Raw genomic sequence first — 20343 nt, forward strand, 5'->3', positions numbered from 1 at the left:
TTCCGTTGCCGTGTCGTCAGAGCGCGTCCGGTCCGCGCTCGCCGGTCCGGACCCGTACGGCCGTGTCGACCGGGAGGGACCAGACCTTGCCGTCACCGATCTTGCCGGTGCGGGCGGCCTTGACGATCACTTCGATGAGCTGTTCGGCGTCGTCGTCCTCGACCAGCACCTCGATGCGGATCTTGGGCACGAGATCGACGGTGTACTCGGCACCGCGGTAGACCTCGGTGTGGCCGCGCTGGCGGCCGTATCCGCTGGCCTCGGTGACGGTCAGACCCTGTACTCCGAAGGCCTGGAGGGCTTCCTTGATCTCGTCGAGCCGGTGCGGCTTCACGACGGCGATGATGAGCTTCATGCGTCCACCTTCTTGCTCTCGGCCGGTGCGGGGGCGGGGGCGGCGGCGGTGCGGGAGCCGCCGCCGGTGCCGCTGAAGTCGTAGGCGGTCTCGGCGTGTTCGGCCTGGTCGATGCCGGCGACCTCGTCGTCCTCGGGGACGCGCATGCCGATGGTCCTGTCGAGGAGGAGGGCGAGGACCGCGGAGGCGATCAGGGAGTAGGCGAGGACGCCGAAGACACCGGCGCACTGCTTCCAGAACTGGTCGAGGCCGCCGCCGTAGAAGAGGCCGGCCACGTCGGACTGGCCCTTGCCGGTGGCGAAGAAGCCGACGAGCAGGGAGCCGATGATGCCGCCGACGAGGTGGACGCCGACGACGTCGAGGGAGTCGTCGTAGTTGAACCGGTACTTCAGGCCGACGGCCATGGCGCACAGGACACCGGCGACGAGGCCGACCGCGATGGCGCCGAGCGGGGAGACCGCGCCGCCGGCGGGGGTGATGGCGACCAGGCCGGAGACGGCGCCGGAGGCGGCGCCCAGGGTGGTGAAGGCGCCGTGGCGGATCTTCTCGTAGGCCAGCCAGCCGAGGACGGCGGCGCCGGTGGCGACCTGGGTGTTGACGAACATCAGCGCGCCGACGCCGTCGTCGTTGCCGAGCCACGAGCCGGAGTTGAAGCCGAACCAGCCGAACCACAGCAGGGCGGCGCCGAGCATGACCAGCGGGAGGCTGTGCGGGCGCATCGGGTCCTTCTTGAAGCCGATGCGGCGGCCGATGACGAGGATCACGCCGAGCGCGGCGGCGCCGGCGTTGATGTGGACGGCCGTGCCGCCGGCGAAGTCGATGACGCCGAGCTCGAAGGCCCAGCCGCCGGAGCCCCAGACCCAGTGGGCGACCGGGAAGTAGACGACGGTGACCCACAGGGCGACGAACAGGCCCCAGGCGGTGAACTTCACGCGGTCGGCGAGGGCGCCGCTGATCAGGGCGGGCGTGAGGATGGCGAACATCATCTGGAAGACGAGGAACACGAAGAGCGGGATGGTGGTGCCGTCCCACAGTTCGGTGAGGCCGATGTCGCTGAGGCCGACCCAGTCGGAGTTCCAGCCGATGAGGCTGCCGGAGTCGGTGCCGAACGCCATGGAGAAGCCGTACAGCACCCACAGGACGGTGACGATGCCGAGGCTGATGAAGCTCATCATCAGCATGTTCAGGGTGCTCTTGACCCGGACCATGCCTCCGTAGAAGAAGGCCAGGCCCGGCGTCATGAGCATCACCAGGGCGGAACAGATGAGCATGAACCCTGTGTTGGCGGCGGACAGCGCGGGCGCGTCTGCGGCCAGGGTGATGGCTGGTGCCATCGGCGTCTCCTCGTCGTTGGTACGGCCCCGTGCGGGCGAAGCCTTGAGCGGATTGAGGGGTGGGCCTTTATGGGCCATGAGATTCGCGCAGCACCGTTTCGGTGGGCGCCCCTCGTTGTTTCGCCGCCGTGACGAAGACCTCCGGCGTGTTACGCGTCGGTGAACAGCGGTGTGCCCCGCTGTCCGGCGCGGGCCGCGGCAGGTGCGGGGGAACGGGGCCGGCCGCGGCCGGCCTCCGAAATGACTGGCATGGGGGAGCCGAGTCGGGCAGTTCGGGAGGGCCGGCCGCGGCCGGGGTCTGCGGTTCCGCCGCGGGTCAGACCGCCTCGGCGGTCTCCGGCAGCTCGACGGAGAGCCGCTCGGTGAGGTCGACGACGGCGGCGAGGTCGCCGAAGTCGCGGACGGCGGTGTCGACCGTCTTTCGGATACGAGTGTTCACGCGCTCCGAACGGACCTTCTTGGCCGCCCTGATGGCGTCGATGGCCAGGGCCGCGCCCTGCTCGGGTTCGCGCTGGAGGAGGTGGACGGTGGCCATGCCGATCAGGTTGAGGGCGTAGGAGCGCTGGTGCTCGCCGCTCTCCCGGGCGAAGAGTTCGACGGCGCGCTCCATCAGCGGTTCGGCGAGGGAGGCGTAGGTGGGGCTGCGGCCCGCGACGTAGGCGAGGTCGCGGAAGGAGTGGGAGTTCTCCCCGTACAGCTCGGCCTCGGAGAAGAAGCTGATCCAGCCGGGGTCCGGCTCGTCCCACTCGGCGGCCTCGGCGAAGGTGTCCTCGGCCATGCGGACCGCCCGCTTGCACCGGCCGGGCTGGCCCATGTTGGCGTAGGCGCGGGCCTCCATCGCATACAGCATCGACTGGGTGCGCGGACCGGCGCAGTCCCGGCTGCCGTACTGGGCGAGGTGGATGAGTTCCAGGGCGTCGTCGGGGCGGCCGAGGTGGATCATCTGGCGGCTCATGCTGGAGAGGATGTAGGAGCCGAGGGGACGGTCGCCGGCCTCCTTGGCGGCGTGCAGGGCGAGGACGAAGCACTTCTGCGCGGTGGGCTGGAGCCCCACGTCGTACGACATCCAGCCGGCCAGCTCGGCGAGCTCGGCGGCCACCTTGAACAGGCGCCGGGTGGTGGACTCGGGCTGGGGTTCCTGGAGCAGGTCCGTGACCTCGTGCAGCTGTCCGACGACGGCCTTGCGGCGCAGGCCGCCGCCGCACTGGGCGTCCCACTGCCGGAACATCACGGTGGTGGCCTCCAGCAGGTCCAGCTCCGGCTTGGACAGCCGGCCCCGGCCGCGGCCCGAGGAGGCGGACTCGGACTCCGGGCGGGACTGCGGGGCCGCCGGGGTGGGGACGAGCCAGCGCTGCATCGGCTCGATGAGGGACGGGCCCGCGGAGAGGGCCAGCGAGCTCCCGAGGAAGCCGCGCCGCGCCAGCATCAGGTCGCTGCGCGAGAACTCGCTGAGCAGGGCCACGGTCTGCGGGCCCGTCCAGGGCAGGTCGACGCCGGCGGCGGAGGGTGACGGCCGGGTGGCGCGCAGGCCCAGGTCCTCGACGGAGACGACGACGCCGAAGCGCTCGGAGAACAGCTCGGAGAGGATCCTGGGGATGGGCTCGCGGGGGTTCTCGCCGTCGAGCCAGCGGCGCACGCGCGAGGTGTCGGTCGAGATGTGGCCGGCGCCCAGCTGGCGGGCTCTGCGGTTGACCTGACGGGCCAGCTCGCCCTTGGACCAGCCGCTGCGGACGAACCACGAGGAGAGCAGTTCGTTCGGACGTTTCTCCGGACTCGCCGCGCTCGCACCGCCGTCGCCGTTGCCGCTCACTGGAACGCCCCCATCCCTGAAGACCACTTGTCGCTGAGTGCGCCAAGCCTTATCAGAATGCCGCTTGCCAGGGCCGCCCGTCCGGCGGTTGCCACTCTTCGAACGGAAAGCCGAGTTGCCTCCGGCATACCCATGAGTGCATGTGCCCCGAGAGGTTGTGCACACACCGTAATCTCACGATCACCCGTCCAGCCATGGCGTATGCGCAATCGCCACCATTCGCCACCCCTTCGAATGAACTCATGGTTGCCATCTCGCGATTGACTTGACACTGGACAGCCAAGAGCGGAGGCGTCAGCGCGCGCAGGGGCGCACACGGCCATGCGTACCACCCTTGGCGCTGCCGGACGCCGAGTGGGCCGAGCGGCACGGGGAAGTCGGAATACAGAGCGTCACATCTCGCGTCCGCTGCGTAACCACCGGCTTGTCGGACCCGTTGGAGGGGGCATGGGCTTCACGATCGGTATCAGCCGGGGCATCCGCGACATCCGGTCCGGCTCGCGTCGCCGCGGCCGCGCGTCGGACGCCACCACCGTGGCGGAGTACACCGGCCTGTGGGGCTGGGACGTCCTGCCGGGCGCCCGGGCCGCAGCCGGCGCCTGTTCCTGCGGGCGGCCGGACTGCCGGATGCCGGGCGCGCACCCGCTGGACTTCGCCCCGCGCATCCCCGCGGGAGCGCCGCTGGACGAGGTGACCGAGACCTGGGCCGGGTTCCCCGGGGCGTCGGCGATGCTCCCGGTCGGCAACGCCTTCGACGTGCTGGAGGTGGCCGAGCCCGCCGGCCGGCACGCGCTGGCCCGCCTGGAGCGCATGGGCCTGCCCGTGGGACCGGTCACCGCCACCCCGGACGGACGCGCCCAGTTCCTCGTGGCCCCGGGCGCCGCCGCGGCACTGCCCCGGCTGCTCTACCGCATGGGCTGGGACGACCCGGCCACGCTGGACCTGCGGGGCCTCGGTCCCGGTACGCACATCACGGCCCCGCCGTTCGACCGGGCCGGCCTGGGCCCGGTCCGCTGGCTGCGCTCCCCCGCCCTGGACTCCGCCACCCGGCCGCCCCAGGCCCGCCTGATCCTCGGCACGCTGGCCTACGTGGCCCACCGTTCGCGCGCGCAGGGGGCGTGACCGGGCGGCGTACGCGGCGCCCCGCTCCCCCTCCGCCGGTGCCGGTACGGCGAAGCGCCCGTCCCCGGGCTGTCCGGGAGGCGGGCGCTTCTTCGCGTGCGGGTGGCGGCCGGGGGTCACTCCCCGAGGAGAGCGTCCACGAATGCCGCCGGTTCGAACGGGGCCAGGTCGTCCGCGCCCTCGCCGAGCCCGATCAGCTTGACCGGGACGCCCAGCTCGCGCTGGACCGCGACGACGATGCCGCCCTTGGCGGTGCCGTCCAGCTTGGTGAGGACGATGCCGGTGATGTCGACGACCTCGGCGAAGACACGCGCCTGGACCAGGCCGTTCTGGCCCGTGGTGGCGTCCAGCACGAGCAGCACCTCGTCCAGCGGGGCCTGCTTCTCCACGACGCGCTTGACCTTGCCGAGCTCGTCCATGAGGCCGGTCTTGGTGTGCAGGCGGCCGGCGGTGTCGATGAGCACCGCGTCGGCGGCCATCTCCTTGCCCTCCTTGACCGCGTCGAACGCGACGGAGGCCGGGTCGCCGCCCTCGGGGCCGCGCACGATGTGGGCCCCGACCCGCTCGCCCCAGGTCTGGAGCTGGTCGGCGGCGGCGGCGCGGAAGGTGTCGGCCGCGCCCAGCACGACGGTGTTGCCGTCGGCGACCAGCACGCGGGCCAGCTTGCCGGTGGTGGTGGTCTTGCCGGTGCCGTTGACCCCGACGACCATCACGACACCGGGGCCGCCGGTCTCGTTGCCGGTGTGCACGGTGCGGTCCATGTCGGGGCCGACCAGCGTGATCAGCTCCTCGCGGAGCAGACCGCGCAGTTCCTCGGGGGTGCGGGTGCCGAGGACCTTCACGCGCTCGCGCAGCCGCTCGACGAGCTCCTGGGTGGGCTGCACGCCGACGTCGGCGGTGAGCAGGGTGTCCTCGATCTCCTCCCAGGTGTCCTCGTCGAGGTGCTCGCGGGACAGCAGGGAGAGCAGGCCCTTGCCGAGGGCGTTCTGCGAGCGGGAGAGACGGGCCCGCAGGCGGATCAGGCGGCCCTCGGTGGGGGCCGGGATCTCGATGGCGGGAGCCTCCGCGGCCGGCGGCTCCTCGATGACGACGGCCGAGCCGTCCGGAAGATCAACCTCCTCGATGGTGCGCCGCGGTTCCTCCCGCGGCGTCTCGGCCTCGTCGCCGACGTGCGGCTCGGCCGGAGGGGCGGTGATGTCGGGCGCGGCGGGCGGCGGCGGGGGCAGCGGCTTCTTGCGGCGGCTGCCGACGATGAGCCCGCCGATCGCGCCGAGCACGACCACGGCGATGACTACAGCAAGGATGACGATGTCCATAACCCGTCCAGTATCAGCCATGGCATCCCCCGCCGCCCCGACCGCGGGCCGCCCGGACCGGCCGTGCCGGGGGCTCACGCAGCCTGGCCGGCTGACTGCCCGTCAGCTACCGTCCGTCCCAGAGCCGCCCGGCGGACGGTGGACACGGCGAAGGGGACCCAGCCATGCCCGTCACGGTCGTACGTTTCAACCTGGTCGCTCCCGGCGCCTCCCCCGCCGAGCTCGGCGCGCGCTACCGGGCCGCCCTGGAGATGGCCGCCTATGCGGACGACCGGGGGATCACCACCGTGCAGACGGAGGAGCACCACGGGGCGGTCGACAACTGGCTGCCGTCGCCGTTCGTCTTCGCCGGTGCCGTCCTCGGCGCCACCCGGCGGATCGCGGTCACCGTCTCCGCCATGATCGGCCCGCTGCACGACCCGCTGCGGCTGGCCGAGGAGATCGCGGTGCTGGACCTGATCGGCGGGGGCCGGCTGGTCACGGTCGCCGGGATCGGGTACCGCCCGGAGGAGTACGAGCTGTTCGGAGTCGATTTCGCCCGGCGCGGCGCACTCCAGGACGAGCTGCTGGAGACCCTGCTGAAGGCGTGGACGGGTGAGGAGTTCACCCATCGGGGCCGCACGGTGCGGATCACTCCGCGCCCCTCGACCGAGCCGCACCCGCCGCTCCTGGTGGGCGGGTCGTCCCGGGCCGCCGCCCGCCGGGCCGCCCGGCTCGGGCTGCCGTTCTTTCCCAGCGCGCACCTGCCGGAGCTGGAGGCGTACTACAAGGAGCGGCTCGCGGAGTACGGCACCTCGGGCTGGGTGATGATGCCCGCCGCCGAGACCTCGCTGCTGCACGTGGCGGAGGACCCGGACCGGTCCTGGGCGCTGTACGGGGACCACTTCCTGCACGAGGCGCGCACCTACGCTTCCTGGCAGCCGGCCGGGGTCCGCTCGGCGGTGCGGTCGGCGGCCGCCACGGTGGAGGAACTGCGCGCGGAGGGCGTGTACCGGATCCTGACCCCGGACGCCTGCGCGGCCCTGGGGCGTGACACGTACGTGCTGCACCCGCTGGTGGGCGGGATGCCGGTGGACGAGGGGTGGCGCAGCCTGCAGTTGTTCGCGGAGCGGGTCCTGCCCCGGCTGGACGCCTGACCGTCCTGGCCGTCGCCGGACGTGACGCCGCCCCGGCCCGGGGGTCCGGGGCGGGGCGGCGGTGGGGGGAGGGGGAGGGGCAGCGGGGAGTGAGCCCTTCCCCCGTTCGTGGGGCGCCGGCCGCGGGGCCGGCCGCCGGGGTCAGCCCATCTCCTCCAGCGCCTTGCCCTTCGTCTCCTTGACGAACTTCAGGACGAAGGGGATGGAGAGGGCGGCGAAGAGGGTGTAGATCACGTAGGTCGTCGACAGGTTCCAGTCGGCCAGCGACGGGAAGCTGGCGGTGATGGCCCAGTTGGCGATCCACTGCGCGGCGGCGGCCACGCCCAGGGCGGCGGCGCGGATCCGGTTGGGGAACATCTCGCCGAGCATGACCCAGACGACCACACCCCAGGACAGGGCGAAGAAGAGGACGAAGACGTGGGCGGCGATCAGGGCGACCCAGCCCTGGGTGGCGGGCAGCTTGCCGTCGACGAGGTCGAAGGAGAAGGCCCAGGCCTCCAGTCCGAGGCCGATCACCATGCCGACGGAGCCGATGACGGCCAGCGGCCTGCGGCCGATCCGGTCGACGAAGATCATCGCGATGACGGTGCCGACGATGTTGATGATCGACGTGGTGAAGGAGTAGAAGAACGAGTCCGTGGGGTCGACGCCGACCGACTGCCACAGCGTGGCCGAGTAGTAGAAGGCGACGTTGATGCCGACGAACTGCTGGAAGACCGACAGGCCGATACCGACCCAGACGATCGGCTTGAAGAAGAAGCTGCCGCCGAGGAGGTCCTTGAAGCTGGTCTTCTCCTCCCGGTGCATCGCGGCCCGGATCTCGCCGACGCGGGCGTCCAGATCGACGTTCGAGCCCTCGACCTCTTCGAGGATCTTCCGGGCGCGCTCGTGCTTGCCGACGGAGATCAGGTAGCGGGGGGACTCGGGGATGGCGAAGGAGAGCAGGCCGTAGAGGACGGCCGGGACGACCATGACGCCGAGCATGACCTGCCAGGCCTCCAGGCCCAGCAGCTTGCCGCGCTGGTCGCCGTCGGCGGCGTTCAGGATGCCCCAGTTGACCAGCTGTGACACGGCGATGCCGACGACGATCGCGGCCTGCTGGAAGGAGCCGAGCCGGCCGCGGTAGGCGGGCGGGGCGACCTCGGCGATGTAGGCGGGGCCGATCACGGAGGCCATGCCGATGGCGATGCCGCCGACGACGCGCCAGAAGGCGAGGTCGTACAGCGAGAAGGGCAGCGCGGAGCCGATGGCGCTCACGGTGAACAGGACCGCGGCGATCTGCATGCACCGGATGCGGCCGATGCGGTCGGCTATGCGGCCGGCGGTCGCGGCGCCGATGGCGCAGCCGATCAGGGCGACGGCGATGACCTGCGCGAGGGCGGCCGAGCCGATGTCGTAGCGGTCACGGATGGCCTCGACGGCGCCGTTGATCACGGAGCTGTCGTAACCGAAGAGGAAACCGCCCATCGCGGCCGACGCCGCGATGAAGACGACGTGCCCGAGATGGTCGGGGTGAGCCGTTGCGGCTCCTGGTGGGTGTGCCTGCGTCGAGCTGGTCACGTGTACTCCTCGGGCCACCGGCAGCATCGCCGGACGGGGGGGTCGGCCCTTCGAGGTTCACCTGAAGGTACCTGAAGGTAAGAACAACATCGCAGAGACTATGTCTTCAATTCTTGAAGTCAAGAGTCCATGTCATGTGACTTTTTAGACCGCACGGAGCGCAGAAGGATCTGATGCGTTCAGGGTTTGAAGCTGATGTGACGGTTCAGCGCAGACGCTGACTGATGACCTTGGACACGCCGTCGCCCTGCATGGACACGCCGTACAGCGCGTCGGCGACCTCCATGGTCCGCTTCTGGTGCGTGATCACGATCAGCTGCGACGCCTCCTGCAGCTCCTGCATGATCCGGATCAGCCGCTGGAGGTTGGTGTCGTCGAGCGCGGCCTCGACCTCGTCCATGACGTAGAACGGGCTGGGGCGCGCCTTGAAGATCGACACGAGCAGCGCCACGGCGGTCAGGGACCGCTCACCGCCCGAGAGCAGCGACAGCCGCTTGACCTTCTTGCCGGGCGGACGCGCCTCGACGTCCACGCCCGTCGTGAGCATGTTGTCGGGGTCGGTCAGCACCAGCCGTCCCTCGCCGCCCGGGAACAGGCGCGCGAAGACGCCCTCGAACTCCCTGGCGGTGTCCCGGTACGCCTCCGTGAAGACCTGTTCGACGCGTTCGTCGACCTCCTTGACGACCTGCAGCAGGTCCGCGCGCGTCTTCTTCAGGTCCTCCAGCTGCTCGCTGAGGAACTGATGGCGCTCCTCCAGCGCCGCGAACTCCTCCAGGGCGAGCGGGTTCACCTTGCCGAGCTGCTGATAGGCACGCTCGGCGGACTTCAGGCGCTTCTCCTGCTCGGCCCGGACGAAGGGGCGGGGCCTGTTGCGCGGGTGCTCCGGGTCCTCCGGCAGCTGCTCGCCCTCGGCGGGGGGCGCGGGCGGCACCAGCTGGTGCGGACCGTACTCCGCCACCAGCCCCTCCGGTTCGACACCCAGCTCCTCCAGCGCCTTGGTCTCCAACTGCTCCACGCGCAGCCGCTTCTCGGCGCCGAGTACCTCGCCGCGGTGAACCGAATCCGTCAACTTGTCGAGTTCCGCCTTGAGATCGCGCCCCTCGGTCCGCGCCCGGGCCAGTTCCTGCTCGCGGTGGGCCTTGGCGGCCTCGGCGGCAACCCGCTCCGCGTCGGCCCGCGCGAGCGACACCTCGACGTGCGAGAGCAGCTGCCGGGCGCCCGCGGCGACGGCCCCGGCGACGGCGGCCTCGTGGCGCAGCCGGGCCCGGTGCTGCTCGGCCCGGGCGCGTGCCTCGCGTTCGGCGCGCGCCGCCCGGTCCAGCGAGTCGGCCCGCCCGGCCAGCCCCTTGACCCGCTCCTCGTGGGTACGGACCTGGAGGCGGGCCTCCATCTCGGTCTGCCGGGCGTTGGCGCCGTCGGCGGCGAGCCGGTCGCGCACGGCGGTGTCGGGCTCCTCCTCGAACGGCATCTCCTCGGCCACGGCGAGCCGTTCGGCGAGTTCCTCCACCTCGGCGAGCGCGCTCTCGTGGGCGTCCTGGGCCCGGGCCGCCGCGGCGGCGGCCCGCTCGGCCTCCCCGGCGGCGCCGCGTGCCTGCCCGGCGAGCCGGCCGAGCCGCTGGGCGACCGCGGACTTCTCCCGGTCGGCGGCCCGCCGCCGCTCCCCCAGTTCCTCCACCCGCGCGGCGCACTCCCGGCGTCGCGCCTCGGCCGCCGTCTGTTCCCGGGCCAGCTCCTCGCAGCGCACGGCCAGTTCGGCCAGTTCGGCGGCCGCCTCGTCCACCGAGGCCTGCACCTCCAGCAGGCTGGGGGCCCCGGCCGACCCGCCCTGCGCGAAGTGCGCGCCGAGCAGATCGCCCTCGGCGGTCACGGCGGTCAGGCCGGGCCGGGCGTACACCAGCTGCTCGGCGTCCTCCAGGGTGCCGACGACGACGATCCCGCGCAGCAGCCGGCGCACGGCGGGCATCAGCTCGGCCGGGCCGCGCACCAGGTCGGCGGCGTACGGCCGCCCCTCGACGGGCGGTTCGCCCGGGACGTCGTCGGGGGCGCCGGTGACCAGCAGCGCGGCACGGCCGGCGTCCTGCTTGCGCAGCAGGCGCAGGGCGTCGGCGGCGGCCGTGGGGGTGCTCACGGCGAGCGCGTCGGCGGCGGCGCCGAACGCTGCGGCGAGGGCGGCCTCGTGACCGGGGGTCACGGTGAGCAGCCCGGCGGCGGGGCCGAGGAGGCCGGTGAGGCGGTCGCGTGCGGCGAGCAGGGCGCCGGTGCCGTCCTTGCGGCGCAGGCCGAGCGCGAGGGCGTCGTGCCGGGCCTGGGTCGCGGCCCGCGCGCGTTCGGCGGCGGTGGCCGCCTCCCGGGCGCCGGTGAGCCCGGCCTCGGCCTCCGCGAGCTGCTGCCGGGCCGTCTCGTGCCGCTCGGCCAGTTCGGCGTCGTCCACGTCGAGGCCGTCCACCTCGGCCTGGAGGGCCTCGTACTCCTCCTGGGCGGCGACGGCCCGCTCCTGGGCCTCGTCACGGGCGGCCGCCAGCCGTTCGATCTCGGCCTGGGCCGCGGCGGCCCGGGACCGGGCAGCGCCGACCTGCCCCTTGAGCCGGGCCAGGCCCTCCCGGCGGTCGGCGATGGCCCGGGCGACGTCCTTCAGGCGCCGCTCCTCCTCGGCGAGTTCGCGCTCCAGTTCGGCGCGGTGGGCGACGGTGTCCTCCAGCGCGCGTTCGGCCGCCTCCAGGGCGGCTTCCAGTTCGGCCTCCTGCTCGCGGACGCGGGCCGCCTCGCGCTCCAGGTCCTCCGGGTCCCGGCCGCGGCGTTCCTCCGGCGGGGCGGAGGTGGCGCTCTGCACCCGCGCGTCGGCCAGGGAGACCGTGCCGCGCACCCGCTCGGCGAGCCGGGACAGCTCGTACCAGGTCTGCTGGGCGGTCTGCATGCGCGGGGTGAGGCGGCGTACCTCCTCCTCCAGCTCGGCCTCCCGCCGCAGGGCCTTCCCCAGGGCCTGCTCGGCGGCCTCCTTGCGTTCCTTGAGGGCGGCCTCGTCGGCGATCTCGGCGGCGAGCGCCTCCCGCAGCCGCACCAGGTCGTCGGCGAGCAGGCGCAGCCGGGCGTCACGCAGGTCGGCCTGGATGACGGCGGCCCGCCGGGCCACGGCCGCCTGCCGGCCGAGCGGCTTGAGCTGGCGGCGGAGCTCGTCGGTGAGGTCCTGCACCCGCGCGAGGTTGGCCTGCATCGCGTCCAGCTTGCGCAGCGCCTTCTCCTTGCGCTTGCGGTGCTTGAGGACGCCGGCGGCCTCCTCGATGAACGCGCGGCGGCCCATGGGGTCGGCGTGCAGCACGGAGTCGAGCTGGCCCTGGCCGACGATGACGTGCATCTCGCGGCCGATGCCGGAGTCGGAGAGCAGTTCCTGGATGTCGAGCAGCCGGCAGGTGTCGCCGTTGATCTGGTACTCGCTGCCGCCGTTGCGGAACATGATCCGCGTGATGGTGACCTCGGCGTACTCGATGGGCAGCGCCCCGTCGGAGTTGTCGATGGTCAGCGACACCTCGGCCCGGCCCAGCGGGGGGCGGCCGGTGGTGCCGGCGAAGATGACGTCCTCCATCTTGCCGCCGCGCAGCGACTTGGCGCCCTGTTCACCCATGACCCAGCTGAGCGCGTCCACCACGTTGGACTTGCCCGAGCCGTTCGGACCGACGACACACGTGATGCCCGGTTCGAACCGGAGCGTGGTCGCGGAGGCGAACGACTTGAAGCCGCGGAGGGTCAGGGCCTTGAGGTGCACGCCGCCGGACTTTACCGGCCGGGGAGGTCTCACTCCATGAACGCGCGGTTTCGCCGGTGAACGGGAAGGGCACACCAGACGTTGAAGACGGTGAAAGGATGCGCGGGGCAAGGAACCCGAGGGGCGGGCCGGGACGCGGGGGCATCGGAGGCGGGGAAGCCAAGAAAGAAGGGACGCCGAGGCGTCCCTTGCACTTCAGACAATAGGGCGGGTGTGATGAGCGGCCCGACCACTGCGGTGCTGTTCGTGGAGCGGTGCAGTGATCAGGTCAGCGCGGGCTCCGCCTGGTGTGCGTCAACGCTCTCCATGATCCTGTCGTGAGAAGCGGCAGCCGCCAGCGCGTCCTTCTCGGCCTGGATCCGTACGAGCTCGGATTCCAGGTCCTGGACGCGCTGCTGGAGCCGTCGCATCTCGGCGAGGAGTCGCGGGTCGGAGCCGCCGACGTAACCGAGAAGCGCCTTTGCCATGATGGATGGTCCTCCACAATGAGTGACCGACCGATGCGGTGTGGGTCGTGAGGGATTCGCACCGCCGGTGCTCGGCAGGCTTGCAGTTGTGCTGCCGTTCAGCCATGCCAAACAGCTAAGGTGCGCGGGGCTTTCAGCGTCTCACCAAAAAGTTTGACGGTCAACACGATCACGCCCCGTATGGGCGGACAACCGGGTGCATACGGCCGCACGACGGCGGCGTCGCGATCTCTCCGGGTCCTCGGGACGTGGCGGTCATCCTGTCGGTCCGCGGGCGCCACCACAAGCGGCTTTCCGCAATCACCAGGACGTTTTCCGTTCCGGGGCCGGGCCGAGGCGGCCGGGCGGCCCGCGTGCGGCGCCGCGGAGCGGCGGTCCTCAGCGGATGGCGAAGCCGTCGTAGCCGCCGCGCGGTGTGTCCCAGATCTCGGTGACTCCGTCCACGCGCCCGGGCGTGTCGCCGTCCCGCAGCCAGTCCAGAAGCGCTTCGCAGCGCGCCCGGGGGCCCTCGGCGACCACCTGCACCCGTCCGTCGCCCAGATTGAGAGCAAAACCACTCAGGGCGCCGAGTTCCAGGGCCTTGGCCCGGGTGAACCAGCGGAAACCGACCCCCTGGACCCGCCCGCGCACCCAGGCGACCAGTCGCACATCCTCGCTCATGACTGCAACCTAACCGGACAATGTCACACCGGGCACACGGTCCCCTGGCGGCATGCGGTACCGTCCCGACCCAATGAATCTCATATGAAACTCACTCGATGGTGTGAGTTTCGTGGTGATCGCGAGGACGAGTCGACCGCAAGGACGAGGAAGGCCAGGACATGGGACGCCACCGACGCTCAGCCGCCGGCCGCGCCGCCACGGGCCGCGCCACGGGGGTCACTCAACACGACGGCTCCCAGGACGCGGGCCACGACGGCCTGCTGGACGCCCACGCCACCGACCGGCCCACGATGGGCATCGCGCCCTATCTGAACCCGGCCGCGTACGCCGAGACCTACGCGAAGAGCGAGGCCTATCTGTACGCCACGCCAGACGCCGAGGGCGCCCCGGACGCCGGCTCCACCGCCCACGCGGCCCCGGCCGCCGATCCGTACGGCGTGCCGTTCCAGGACTCCCCCGCCGCTCCTGCGGGCGGCACCGCCTTCTCCGACACCGCCGTCTTCCCGGCCGCACCGGACGTCACGCAGGGCCCGGCCACCCAGGTCTTCCCGGCCGACGGGATCACCGGCCCCGCCTTCCCCGGCCACGACGCACCGGCCGGCGCACACCTTTACGGCGGACACTCCTACGACGGACACGAGTTCGACAGGCATCCGCAGGGCCTGCCCGGCGGCCATCCGCACGATGCGTTCGCCGACGACCCGCTGCCCGGCCACCGCTTCGCCGCCGACCCCTTCGGCCCGGACTTCCCCGACGACCCCTTCCCCGGTGACCCGTTCGCCGGCGAGGGGCTGCCGGAGGGCGACCTCGCCCCGGACCGGTTCTCCGACGGCCTTCCCGGTGACACCGTGGACACCCGCCACACCGACGAGGGCCTCCCGCCCGGCGGCGGGGTCCGGCGGGCGCCCGGACACCGGCGCCGGAAGAAGAAGACCGGCACCCCCGTCCGCAGCGGCCTGCTCGGCGTCTCCGCCGCGGTCGCCATCGGCACCGTCGCGGTGGCCACGGGCGCGGTCCCCGGCCTGGAGAACTACAAGCTGGGCGGCGACAGCGCCCCCAGCGACGGCGTCCAGGCCGGCGGCGTGCCCACCAACTCCCCCGCCGGACAGGGCGGCTCCTCCGGCAGCCTGGAGAGCCCGGGCCGCGAGGCCGGCTCCCCGGCGAGCCGCGACGGCGACCGCGCCACCTCGCCGGAGGCTTCCCCGTCCGCCCCCGCCGCTCCGGCCGAGACCCCGGAGAAGGAAGAGGAAGCGGACAAGGGCGAGGAGAAGGAGGAGGCGCGCACTCCGTCCGCCACCCCCGACGAGAAGACGCCCGAGCGCAAGAACCCGCCCCGCAAGGCCGACCCGTCCACCAAGAAGCCCGCCAACCCGGGCTCCACGTCGGCCGAGCAGGCCGCCAGTGCCCAGGTGCTGAGGCTGGTCAATCAGGAGCGGGCCAAGGTCGGGTGCCGTCCCGTCGCCGCGGACAACGCCCTGGCAGGGCTCGCGAAGGCGTTCAGCGACGACATGGCCGAGCGCGGCTTCTTCGACCACACCGACCCCGACGGCGCGACCCCCTGGGACCGCGCCAAGCAGGCCGGCATAGCCGACCTCGGCGGCGAGAACATAGCCCGCGGCCAGGTCGACGCCGCAGCCGTGATGGAAGCCTGGATGAACAGCCCCGGCCACAAGGCCAACATCCTGAACTGCGACTTCAAGACCCTCGGCGTCGGCGTCCACATGGGCCCCGGCGGACCGTGGTGGACGCAGAACTTCGGGTACTGAGCAACGGCCCCTCCCCACCCCTCCCCGATGACCGTGTCCGGCTCCCTGAGCCTTGCGTCCGCTCCCCTGCGCACCGCCCGGCTCGTGCTGCGGCAGGCCGGGGCGCGGGACCGGGAGCGCTTCATCGCGCTGCTGTCGTCGCCCGAGGTCTACGCCCACCTCGGCGGGGCCCGGCCGCGGGAGGAGCTCGAGCAGGTGGTGCCCCGGGTGCCCGGGCGGCGTCCCGGTGTCTTCGTGATCGACCGCGGCGGGGAGATGATCGGCACCGTCGAGCTGAAGCGGCGCGGGCCGCGGCGGCCGGGGCACGTCCGGCCGCAGGGCGGTGAGGTCGAACTCGGGTACCTGCTCCTGCCGGAGGCGTGGGGGCACGGGTATGCCGCCGAGGCGTGTGCGGCGGTCCTCGGCCGGGTGGCCGGGACGCTGCCCGGCGAGCCGGTGGTGCTCTGCACGCAGGTGGCCAACGTCCGCTCGCTGCGCCTCGCGGCGCGGCTGGGCTTCACCGAGGTGGACCGCTTCGAGGAGTGGGGCGCCGAGCAGTGGTTCGGCGTGTGGACGCCCGGCCCGCCGCTTGCCGACGGTCAGCGCGTTCTGCCGGTCGGTACCGACTGACGTAATCTCGTGAACATGACGAGCGTGCAGCGGGAAACGGCGGCGGACGGCCTGCCGTACGACGTGTTCGCCCGGGCCTGCCCCTCCCGGAGCACGCTGGAGCATGTGACCGGGCGCTGGGGATCGCTCACGCTCGGGGCCCTGTACGAGGGGTCGCTGCGGTTCAACGCCCTGCGGCGGCGGGTCGACGGGGTGAGCGAGAAGATGCTGTCCCAGACGCTGCAGGCACTGGAGCGCGACGGTCTGGTGCACCGCGAGGCCCAGCCGACGAATCCGCCGCGGGTGGACTACGAACTGACCCCGCTGGGCCGTGAGGTCGCGGGGCGGCTGCTCGCGCTCATCCGGTCCGTGGAGAGCGGTATGGACGCCGTGCTGGAGGCCCGGGAGCGCTACGACACGACCCGCGGCGCCCGCTGACACCGGGGGCAGTAGTAGCTGGACCGGTTCATCCAGGGCCGGCGGCGGATCGGGGTGCCGCAGCGGCGGCAGGGCAGTCCTTCGCGGCCGTAGGCGTCCAGGGAGCGGTCGAAGTAGCCGGACTCCCCGTTGACGTTGACGTACAGGCTGTCGAAGCTGGTGCCGCCCACCGCGAGGGCGGCGTTCATGACGTCGCGGACATGTCCGAGGAGAACCAGGGTGCGCGGCCGGGTGAGGGTCGCCGTGGGGCGTTCGTAGTGGATGCGGGCCCGCCACAGCGCCTCGTCCGCGTAGATGTTGCCGACCCCGCTGATCAGTGACTGGTCGAGCAGGGCGCGCTTGACCGTGGTGCGCTTGCGGCGCAGCGCCCGGTGGAAGGCGTCCTCGTCGAAGAGGGGGTCGAGCGGGTCGCGGGCGATGTGGGCGATGACGTCGGGCAGGCCGTCCGGGGTGGTGTCGTGCAGGGACAGGCCGCCGAAGGTGCGCTGGTCCACGAAGCGCAGTTCGGTGTCGCCCGCCGGGTCCTCCGTGAAGCGGACGCGGACGCGCAGGTGCTTCTCGTCGGGGGCGGAGTGCGGCTGCACGAGCAGCTGGCCGCTCATGCCGAGGTGGGCGAGGACCGCCTGGCCGGTGTCCTCCAGGGGCAGCCACAGGTACTTGCCGCGCCGGCTGGGGGTGCCCATGCGGTGGCCCCGCAGGCGGTCCGCGAAATCGTCGGGTCCGGCGAGGTGGCGGCGCACCGCACGCGGGTGCAGCACCTCGGCGTCGGCGACGGTCCGGTGGGCGACCCACCGGAGCAGTCCGCGCCGGACGACCTCGACCTCGGGCAGCTCGGGCATGGCGTTTCCCCTCGGGCCCTGTGCTTGCGTACCGGTCTCCGGGCCCCTTGTTCCGTACCGGTGCGGAGCGGCGAGCGCCCGCCCCGGGCGGGGACGGGCGCTCGCGTCGCTTCGGTCGTGCTCCTCACCGCCGGGTGAGGGGCGCGGCGGGTGTCAGGCGGGGGCCGACGGGGCGTCGGCGCCCTGTGCGGAGGCTTCGGCCTCGGCGGCCTCGGCGGCCTCGACGGCCTGCTCGGCCTCGGCCGCCGCCTTGGCCCGCTCGTCCGCGGCGGCGCGGATGGCGCGCCATGCGGACTCGGCTGCCTGCTGCTCCGCCTCCTTCTTGCTGCGGCCGGTGCCGGTGCCGTACGAGACGCCTCCGACGCGGGCGGCAGCAGTGAAGGTCTTCTCATGGTCGGGGCCGGTCTCCGTGACCAGGTACTCGGGCACTCCGAGTCCTTCGGTCGCGGTGAGCTCCTGGAGACTGGTCTTCCAGTCCAGGCCGGCTCCGAGGTTCGACGACTTCTCGATCAGCGGGTCGAACAGGCGGTGCACCAGTTCGGAGGCCGCGTCGAGACCCTGGTCGAGGTAGACGGCGCCGATCACCGCTTCGAGGGTGTCGGCGAGGATGGATGCCTTGTCCCGGCCGCCCGTGCCCTCTTCACCGCGGCCGAGCCGGATGAAGGAGCCCAGGTCGAGCCCGCGGCCCACCTCCGCCAGCGCACGCGAGTTGACCACCGCGGCCCGCAGCTTGGCCAGCTGGCCCTCGGGCAGGTCGGGGTGGGTGCGGTACAGCGTGTCCGTGACGACGAGGCCGAGCACGGAGTCCCCGAGGAACTCCAGCCGTTCGTTCGTCGGCAGACCGCCGTTCTCGTACGCGTAGGAGCGATGGGTCAGCGCTCGCACCAGAAGGGCGGACTCGACCTGATAGCCGAGCCGCCCTTCCAGAAGCGTGTGGGACGAGGCCTGGTGGTCCGCAGAGTTCTTCTTCGGCGTGGACACAGTGCCTCTCACCAGCCGCTCAGACCTCGAGGACCTGGCGCTTGTTGTAGGTGCCGCACGACGGGCACGCGATGTGCTGCTGCTTGGGCTCGTGGCAGCGCTCGCACGCAACCAGGGTGGGGACCGCAGCCTTCCACTGCGACCGGCGGTGGCGCGTGTTGCTGCGCGACATCTTCCGCTTCGGAACAGCCACGGCTACTTCTCCTGCTTCTCGTCGACGCCAGGTTCGGCGCCGCTCATCTCGTCCTTCTCGCCGTCCTTCATGGTGTCGGCGAGTCCCTGCAGTGCCGCCCAACGGATGTCGACGGCGTTGTGGTGGTGTTCCGGGTCGTCCGCGAGACGCGCTCCGCATTCGGAACACAGACCCGGGCAGTCTTCCTGGCACACCGGCTGCATCGGCAGTGCGAGCACCACCGCATCGCGCAGCACAGGCTCGAGGTCGAACAGGCCGTCCTCGAGAAAGAGCCTGTCCTCGTCGTCCTCGGCGTCGTCGCCCGGCTCCGCGGTGACGCGGCCCCGGTCGTCGGCGTCAGGGTACGAGAACATCTCCTGGAAGTCCGCTGCGAGCTCCAGCTCGAGCGGCTCCAGACACCTTACGCACTCCCCCTCGGCCGTCGCACGGGCGGTGCCGGTGACGAGCACACCTTCCATGACCGACTCGAGCCGGAGGTCGAGCTCCACCGGAGCGCCTTCCGGCACTCCGACGACTCCCTTGATACCGAGGTCCTTGGGGGCGTCCACCGTGCGGTTCAGGCGCTGGAGCGCACCAGGACGCCGTCCCAGCTCGTGTGTGTCGAACACGAGGGGGTTGCGGTGGTCGAGGCGGGCGTTCAGGGCCATTCCTGCTTTCGGTCTTCGAGCTCTGGGGGAGACGCTGCCGCGCGGTGTTCCGGGCAGCGCTGATCGCGGACGTCCACGAAGTCAGCAGAGCGCGCACGCGACCGATGAGCCAGGATACTGGACCATCGGCTCTCGACCCAATTCGGTCGTCGGGGAGCCCGGGCCGGGGCCGTCAGCCGTTGCCGCGGCCCTGTTCGTAGGCCCGCAACTGGTCCGCGCTGATCATGCTGGTGTCGAACAGGCTGGTCTCGTCCAGGGACGGCGCCTGCTGGGGGACGTACCCCTGCTGGGCCTGCTGGGCCTCGTAGGCGGCCTGCTGGGGGTCGTAGCCCTGGTAGGCGGCGTACGGGTCGGCCTGCTGCGGGTAGCCGTAGGGGTCCTGCTGCCCGGGGTACTGCTGGTGCTGCTGGTAGCCGCCGTAGGGGTCGGGCTGCTGGGACTGCTGGTAGCCGTAGTCCGGCTGCTGGTCCTGCTGGGCGTAGGCGGCCTGCTGGTCCTGCTGCGCGTACACCGGCTGGGGCTCGGGCTGCTGCGGCGCGAAGTCCGGCTGGGCCGGCTGCCGGTCCGGGCGGGCCGGGGCGTCGGAGAGCGCCGCGAGGTCGGCGAGGTAGTCGGCGTCGCTGGAGTGCTGGACGGTCGAGGGGTCGTCGGAGAGGGCGCCGAGGTCGTCGGTGGCGATCCGGCCGTGCAGTTTCTGCCGCCCCCGGCCGACGGCCTCCAGGGTCTTGGCGAGGACCGCCTCGAAGGCGCCCAGCTTGACGTCGACGTAGGCGTCGGCGTCGCGGCGCAGGGTCTCGGGGTCGTGGCTGCGCTCGGGGGCGTCCTCGTCCTCGTAGCCCTGCTCGTCGAGGCCGGGGCCGGTGCCGAGCAGCTTCTCGCGCCCCCGGCCGACGGAGCCGAGGGTCTTGGTGAGGACGACCTCGAAGTTGGCCAGCTTGGAGTCGACGTAGTCGTCGGCCTCGGCGCGGATCTCCTCGGCCTCCTGGCGGGCCTCGGAGAGGATCCGGTCGGCCTCGGCCTGGGAGCGGCGGGCGATCTCGGTGCCGGAGACCAGGGAGCCGCGCTCGGCGTGCGCGCTCTCGATGATCCGCTCGGCCTCCTGGCGGGCCTGCTCGACCATCTGCTCCCGGCCGCCGATCAACTCCTGTGCCTGGGCGAGGGAGTCGGGCAGCGCCGCGCGCACCTCGTCGAGCATCGCGAGCAGTTCGGCGCGGTTGACCACGCACGACGCCGACATGGGCATCGACCGGGCACTGGAGACCGCGGCGACGATCTCGTCGAGCTTCTTCTGCACGTCCACCGTGTGCTCGCCACTCTCTACAGCTGTGTTGGAGACGGACGGGACGACTGTACGGCCCCGGCCCGCCG

General features: G+C 72.3%; 18 protein-coding genes. 5 read left to right on the plus strand and 13 right to left on the minus strand.

Annotated elements, in window-relative coordinates; translation table 11 throughout:
• Positions 1-16: 16 nt before the first annotated feature.
• The 3 genes from ACIRPP_RS28855 to ACIRPP_RS28865 form a co-directional block, all read right to left on the minus strand.
• Positions 17-355: a P-II family nitrogen regulator gene (locus ACIRPP_RS28855; RefSeq protein WP_403648720.1), complete on the minus strand. Its 339-nt coding sequence runs from the start codon at positions 353-355 to the stop codon at positions 17-19.
• Complete coding sequence (locus ACIRPP_RS28860) at positions 352-1689, minus strand: ammonium transporter (protein WP_403648722.1); 1338 nt, start codon at positions 1687-1689, stop codon at positions 352-354. The genes ACIRPP_RS28855 and ACIRPP_RS28860 overlap by 4 nt, the downstream gene beginning before the upstream one ends.
• 316 nt (positions 1690-2005) lie before the next feature.
• Positions 2006-3499 (minus strand): hypothetical protein, encoded by a 1494-nt coding sequence (locus tag ACIRPP_RS28865; protein ID WP_403648725.1) that lies wholly within the window; start codon positions 3497-3499, stop codon positions 2006-2008.
• Positions 3500-3946: 447 nt separating this feature from the next.
• Here ACIRPP_RS28865 and ACIRPP_RS28870 point away from each other — a divergent pair, with 447 nt between their 5' ends.
• Positions 3947-4621 (plus strand): bifunctional DNA primase/polymerase, encoded by a 675-nt coding sequence (locus ACIRPP_RS28870; RefSeq protein WP_403648728.1) that lies wholly within the window; start codon positions 3947-3949, stop codon positions 4619-4621.
• Positions 4622-4737: 116 nt separating this feature from the next.
• Here ACIRPP_RS28870 and ftsY read toward each other — a convergent pair whose 3' ends face one another.
• Positions 4738-5937, minus strand: coding sequence for a signal recognition particle-docking protein FtsY (ftsY, locus tag ACIRPP_RS28875; RefSeq protein ID WP_403648829.1), 1200 nt, complete (start codon positions 5935-5937; stop codon positions 4738-4740).
• Between the two features lie 164 nt (positions 5938-6101).
• Between ftsY and ACIRPP_RS28880 the strand changes: the two genes are divergently transcribed.
• Positions 6102-7073 (plus strand): LLM class flavin-dependent oxidoreductase, encoded by a 972-nt coding sequence (locus tag ACIRPP_RS28880; protein WP_403648731.1) that lies wholly within the window; start codon positions 6102-6104, stop codon positions 7071-7073.
• A gap of 141 nt (positions 7074-7214) precedes the next feature.
• Here ACIRPP_RS28880 and ACIRPP_RS28885 read toward each other — a convergent pair whose 3' ends face one another.
• From ACIRPP_RS28885 to ACIRPP_RS28900, 4 genes are all read right to left on the minus strand, one after another.
• On the minus strand, positions 7215-8633 hold the full coding sequence (locus tag ACIRPP_RS28885; RefSeq protein WP_403648734.1) for a sugar porter family MFS transporter: 1419 nt from the start codon (positions 8631-8633) through the stop codon (positions 7215-7217).
• Between the two features lie 205 nt (positions 8634-8838).
• Complete coding sequence (smc, locus tag ACIRPP_RS28890) at positions 8839-12393, minus strand: chromosome segregation protein SMC (RefSeq protein WP_403648736.1); 3555 nt, start codon at positions 12391-12393, stop codon at positions 8839-8841.
• 263 nt (positions 12394-12656) lie between these two features.
• Complete coding sequence (locus tag ACIRPP_RS28895; protein WP_030824772.1) at positions 12657-12860, minus strand: hypothetical protein; 204 nt, start codon at positions 12858-12860, stop codon at positions 12657-12659.
• Positions 12861-13238: 378 nt separating this feature from the next.
• Complete coding sequence (locus tag ACIRPP_RS28900) at positions 13239-13520, minus strand: acylphosphatase (RefSeq protein WP_403648739.1); 282 nt, start codon at positions 13518-13520, stop codon at positions 13239-13241.
• Positions 13521-13681: 161 nt separating this feature from the next.
• Here ACIRPP_RS28900 and ACIRPP_RS28905 point away from each other — a divergent pair, with 161 nt between their 5' ends.
• The 3 genes from ACIRPP_RS28905 to ACIRPP_RS28915 are packed head-to-tail and all read left to right on the plus strand — an operon-like array spanning position 13682 to position 16315.
• The gene (locus ACIRPP_RS28905) at positions 13682-15289 is read left to right on the plus strand and encodes a CAP domain-containing protein (protein ID WP_403648742.1); all 1608 of its coding nucleotides are present in this window, start codon (positions 13682-13684) and stop codon (positions 15287-15289) included.
• A gap of 27 nt (positions 15290-15316) precedes the next feature.
• Entirely contained in the window at positions 15317-15898 is a 582-nt protein-coding gene (locus ACIRPP_RS28910) for a GNAT family N-acetyltransferase (RefSeq protein ID WP_403648745.1), read from the plus strand.
• A gap of 15 nt (positions 15899-15913) precedes the next feature.
• On the plus strand, positions 15914-16315 hold the full coding sequence (locus ACIRPP_RS28915; RefSeq protein WP_403648748.1) for a winged helix-turn-helix transcriptional regulator: 402 nt from the start codon (positions 15914-15916) through the stop codon (positions 16313-16315).
• On the opposite strand, the gene mutM is transcribed toward ACIRPP_RS28915, so the two are convergent.
• From mutM to ACIRPP_RS28940, 5 genes are all read right to left on the minus strand, one after another.
• Positions 16288-17154: a bifunctional DNA-formamidopyrimidine glycosylase/DNA-(apurinic or apyrimidinic site) lyase gene (gene mutM, locus ACIRPP_RS28920; RefSeq protein ID WP_403648751.1), complete on the minus strand. Its 867-nt coding sequence runs from the start codon at positions 17152-17154 to the stop codon at positions 16288-16290. The genes ACIRPP_RS28915 and mutM overlap by 28 nt on opposite strands.
• A 153-nt stretch (positions 17155-17307) precedes the next feature.
• Complete coding sequence (gene rnc, locus ACIRPP_RS28925; RefSeq protein ID WP_403648832.1) at positions 17308-18135, minus strand: ribonuclease III; 828 nt, start codon at positions 18133-18135, stop codon at positions 17308-17310.
• Between the two features lie 19 nt (positions 18136-18154).
• Positions 18155-18328: a 50S ribosomal protein L32 gene (gene rpmF / locus ACIRPP_RS28930; RefSeq protein ID WP_003951102.1), complete on the minus strand. Its 174-nt coding sequence runs from the start codon at positions 18326-18328 to the stop codon at positions 18155-18157.
• A 2-nt stretch (positions 18329-18330) separates the two neighbouring features.
• The gene (locus ACIRPP_RS28935; RefSeq protein ID WP_403648755.1) at positions 18331-18975 is read right to left on the minus strand and encodes a YceD family protein; all 645 of its coding nucleotides are present in this window, start codon (positions 18973-18975) and stop codon (positions 18331-18333) included.
• A 172-nt stretch (positions 18976-19147) separates the two neighbouring features.
• Complete coding sequence (locus ACIRPP_RS28940) at positions 19148-20275, minus strand: cell division initiation protein (RefSeq protein WP_403648757.1); 1128 nt, start codon at positions 20273-20275, stop codon at positions 19148-19150.
• Positions 20276-20343: the final 68 nt, after the last annotated feature.

The sequence above is a fragment of the Streptomyces sp. NPDC101219 genome (genome assembly GCF_044767675.1).
GTDB lineage: Bacteria > Actinomycetota > Actinomycetes > Streptomycetales > Streptomycetaceae > Streptomyces.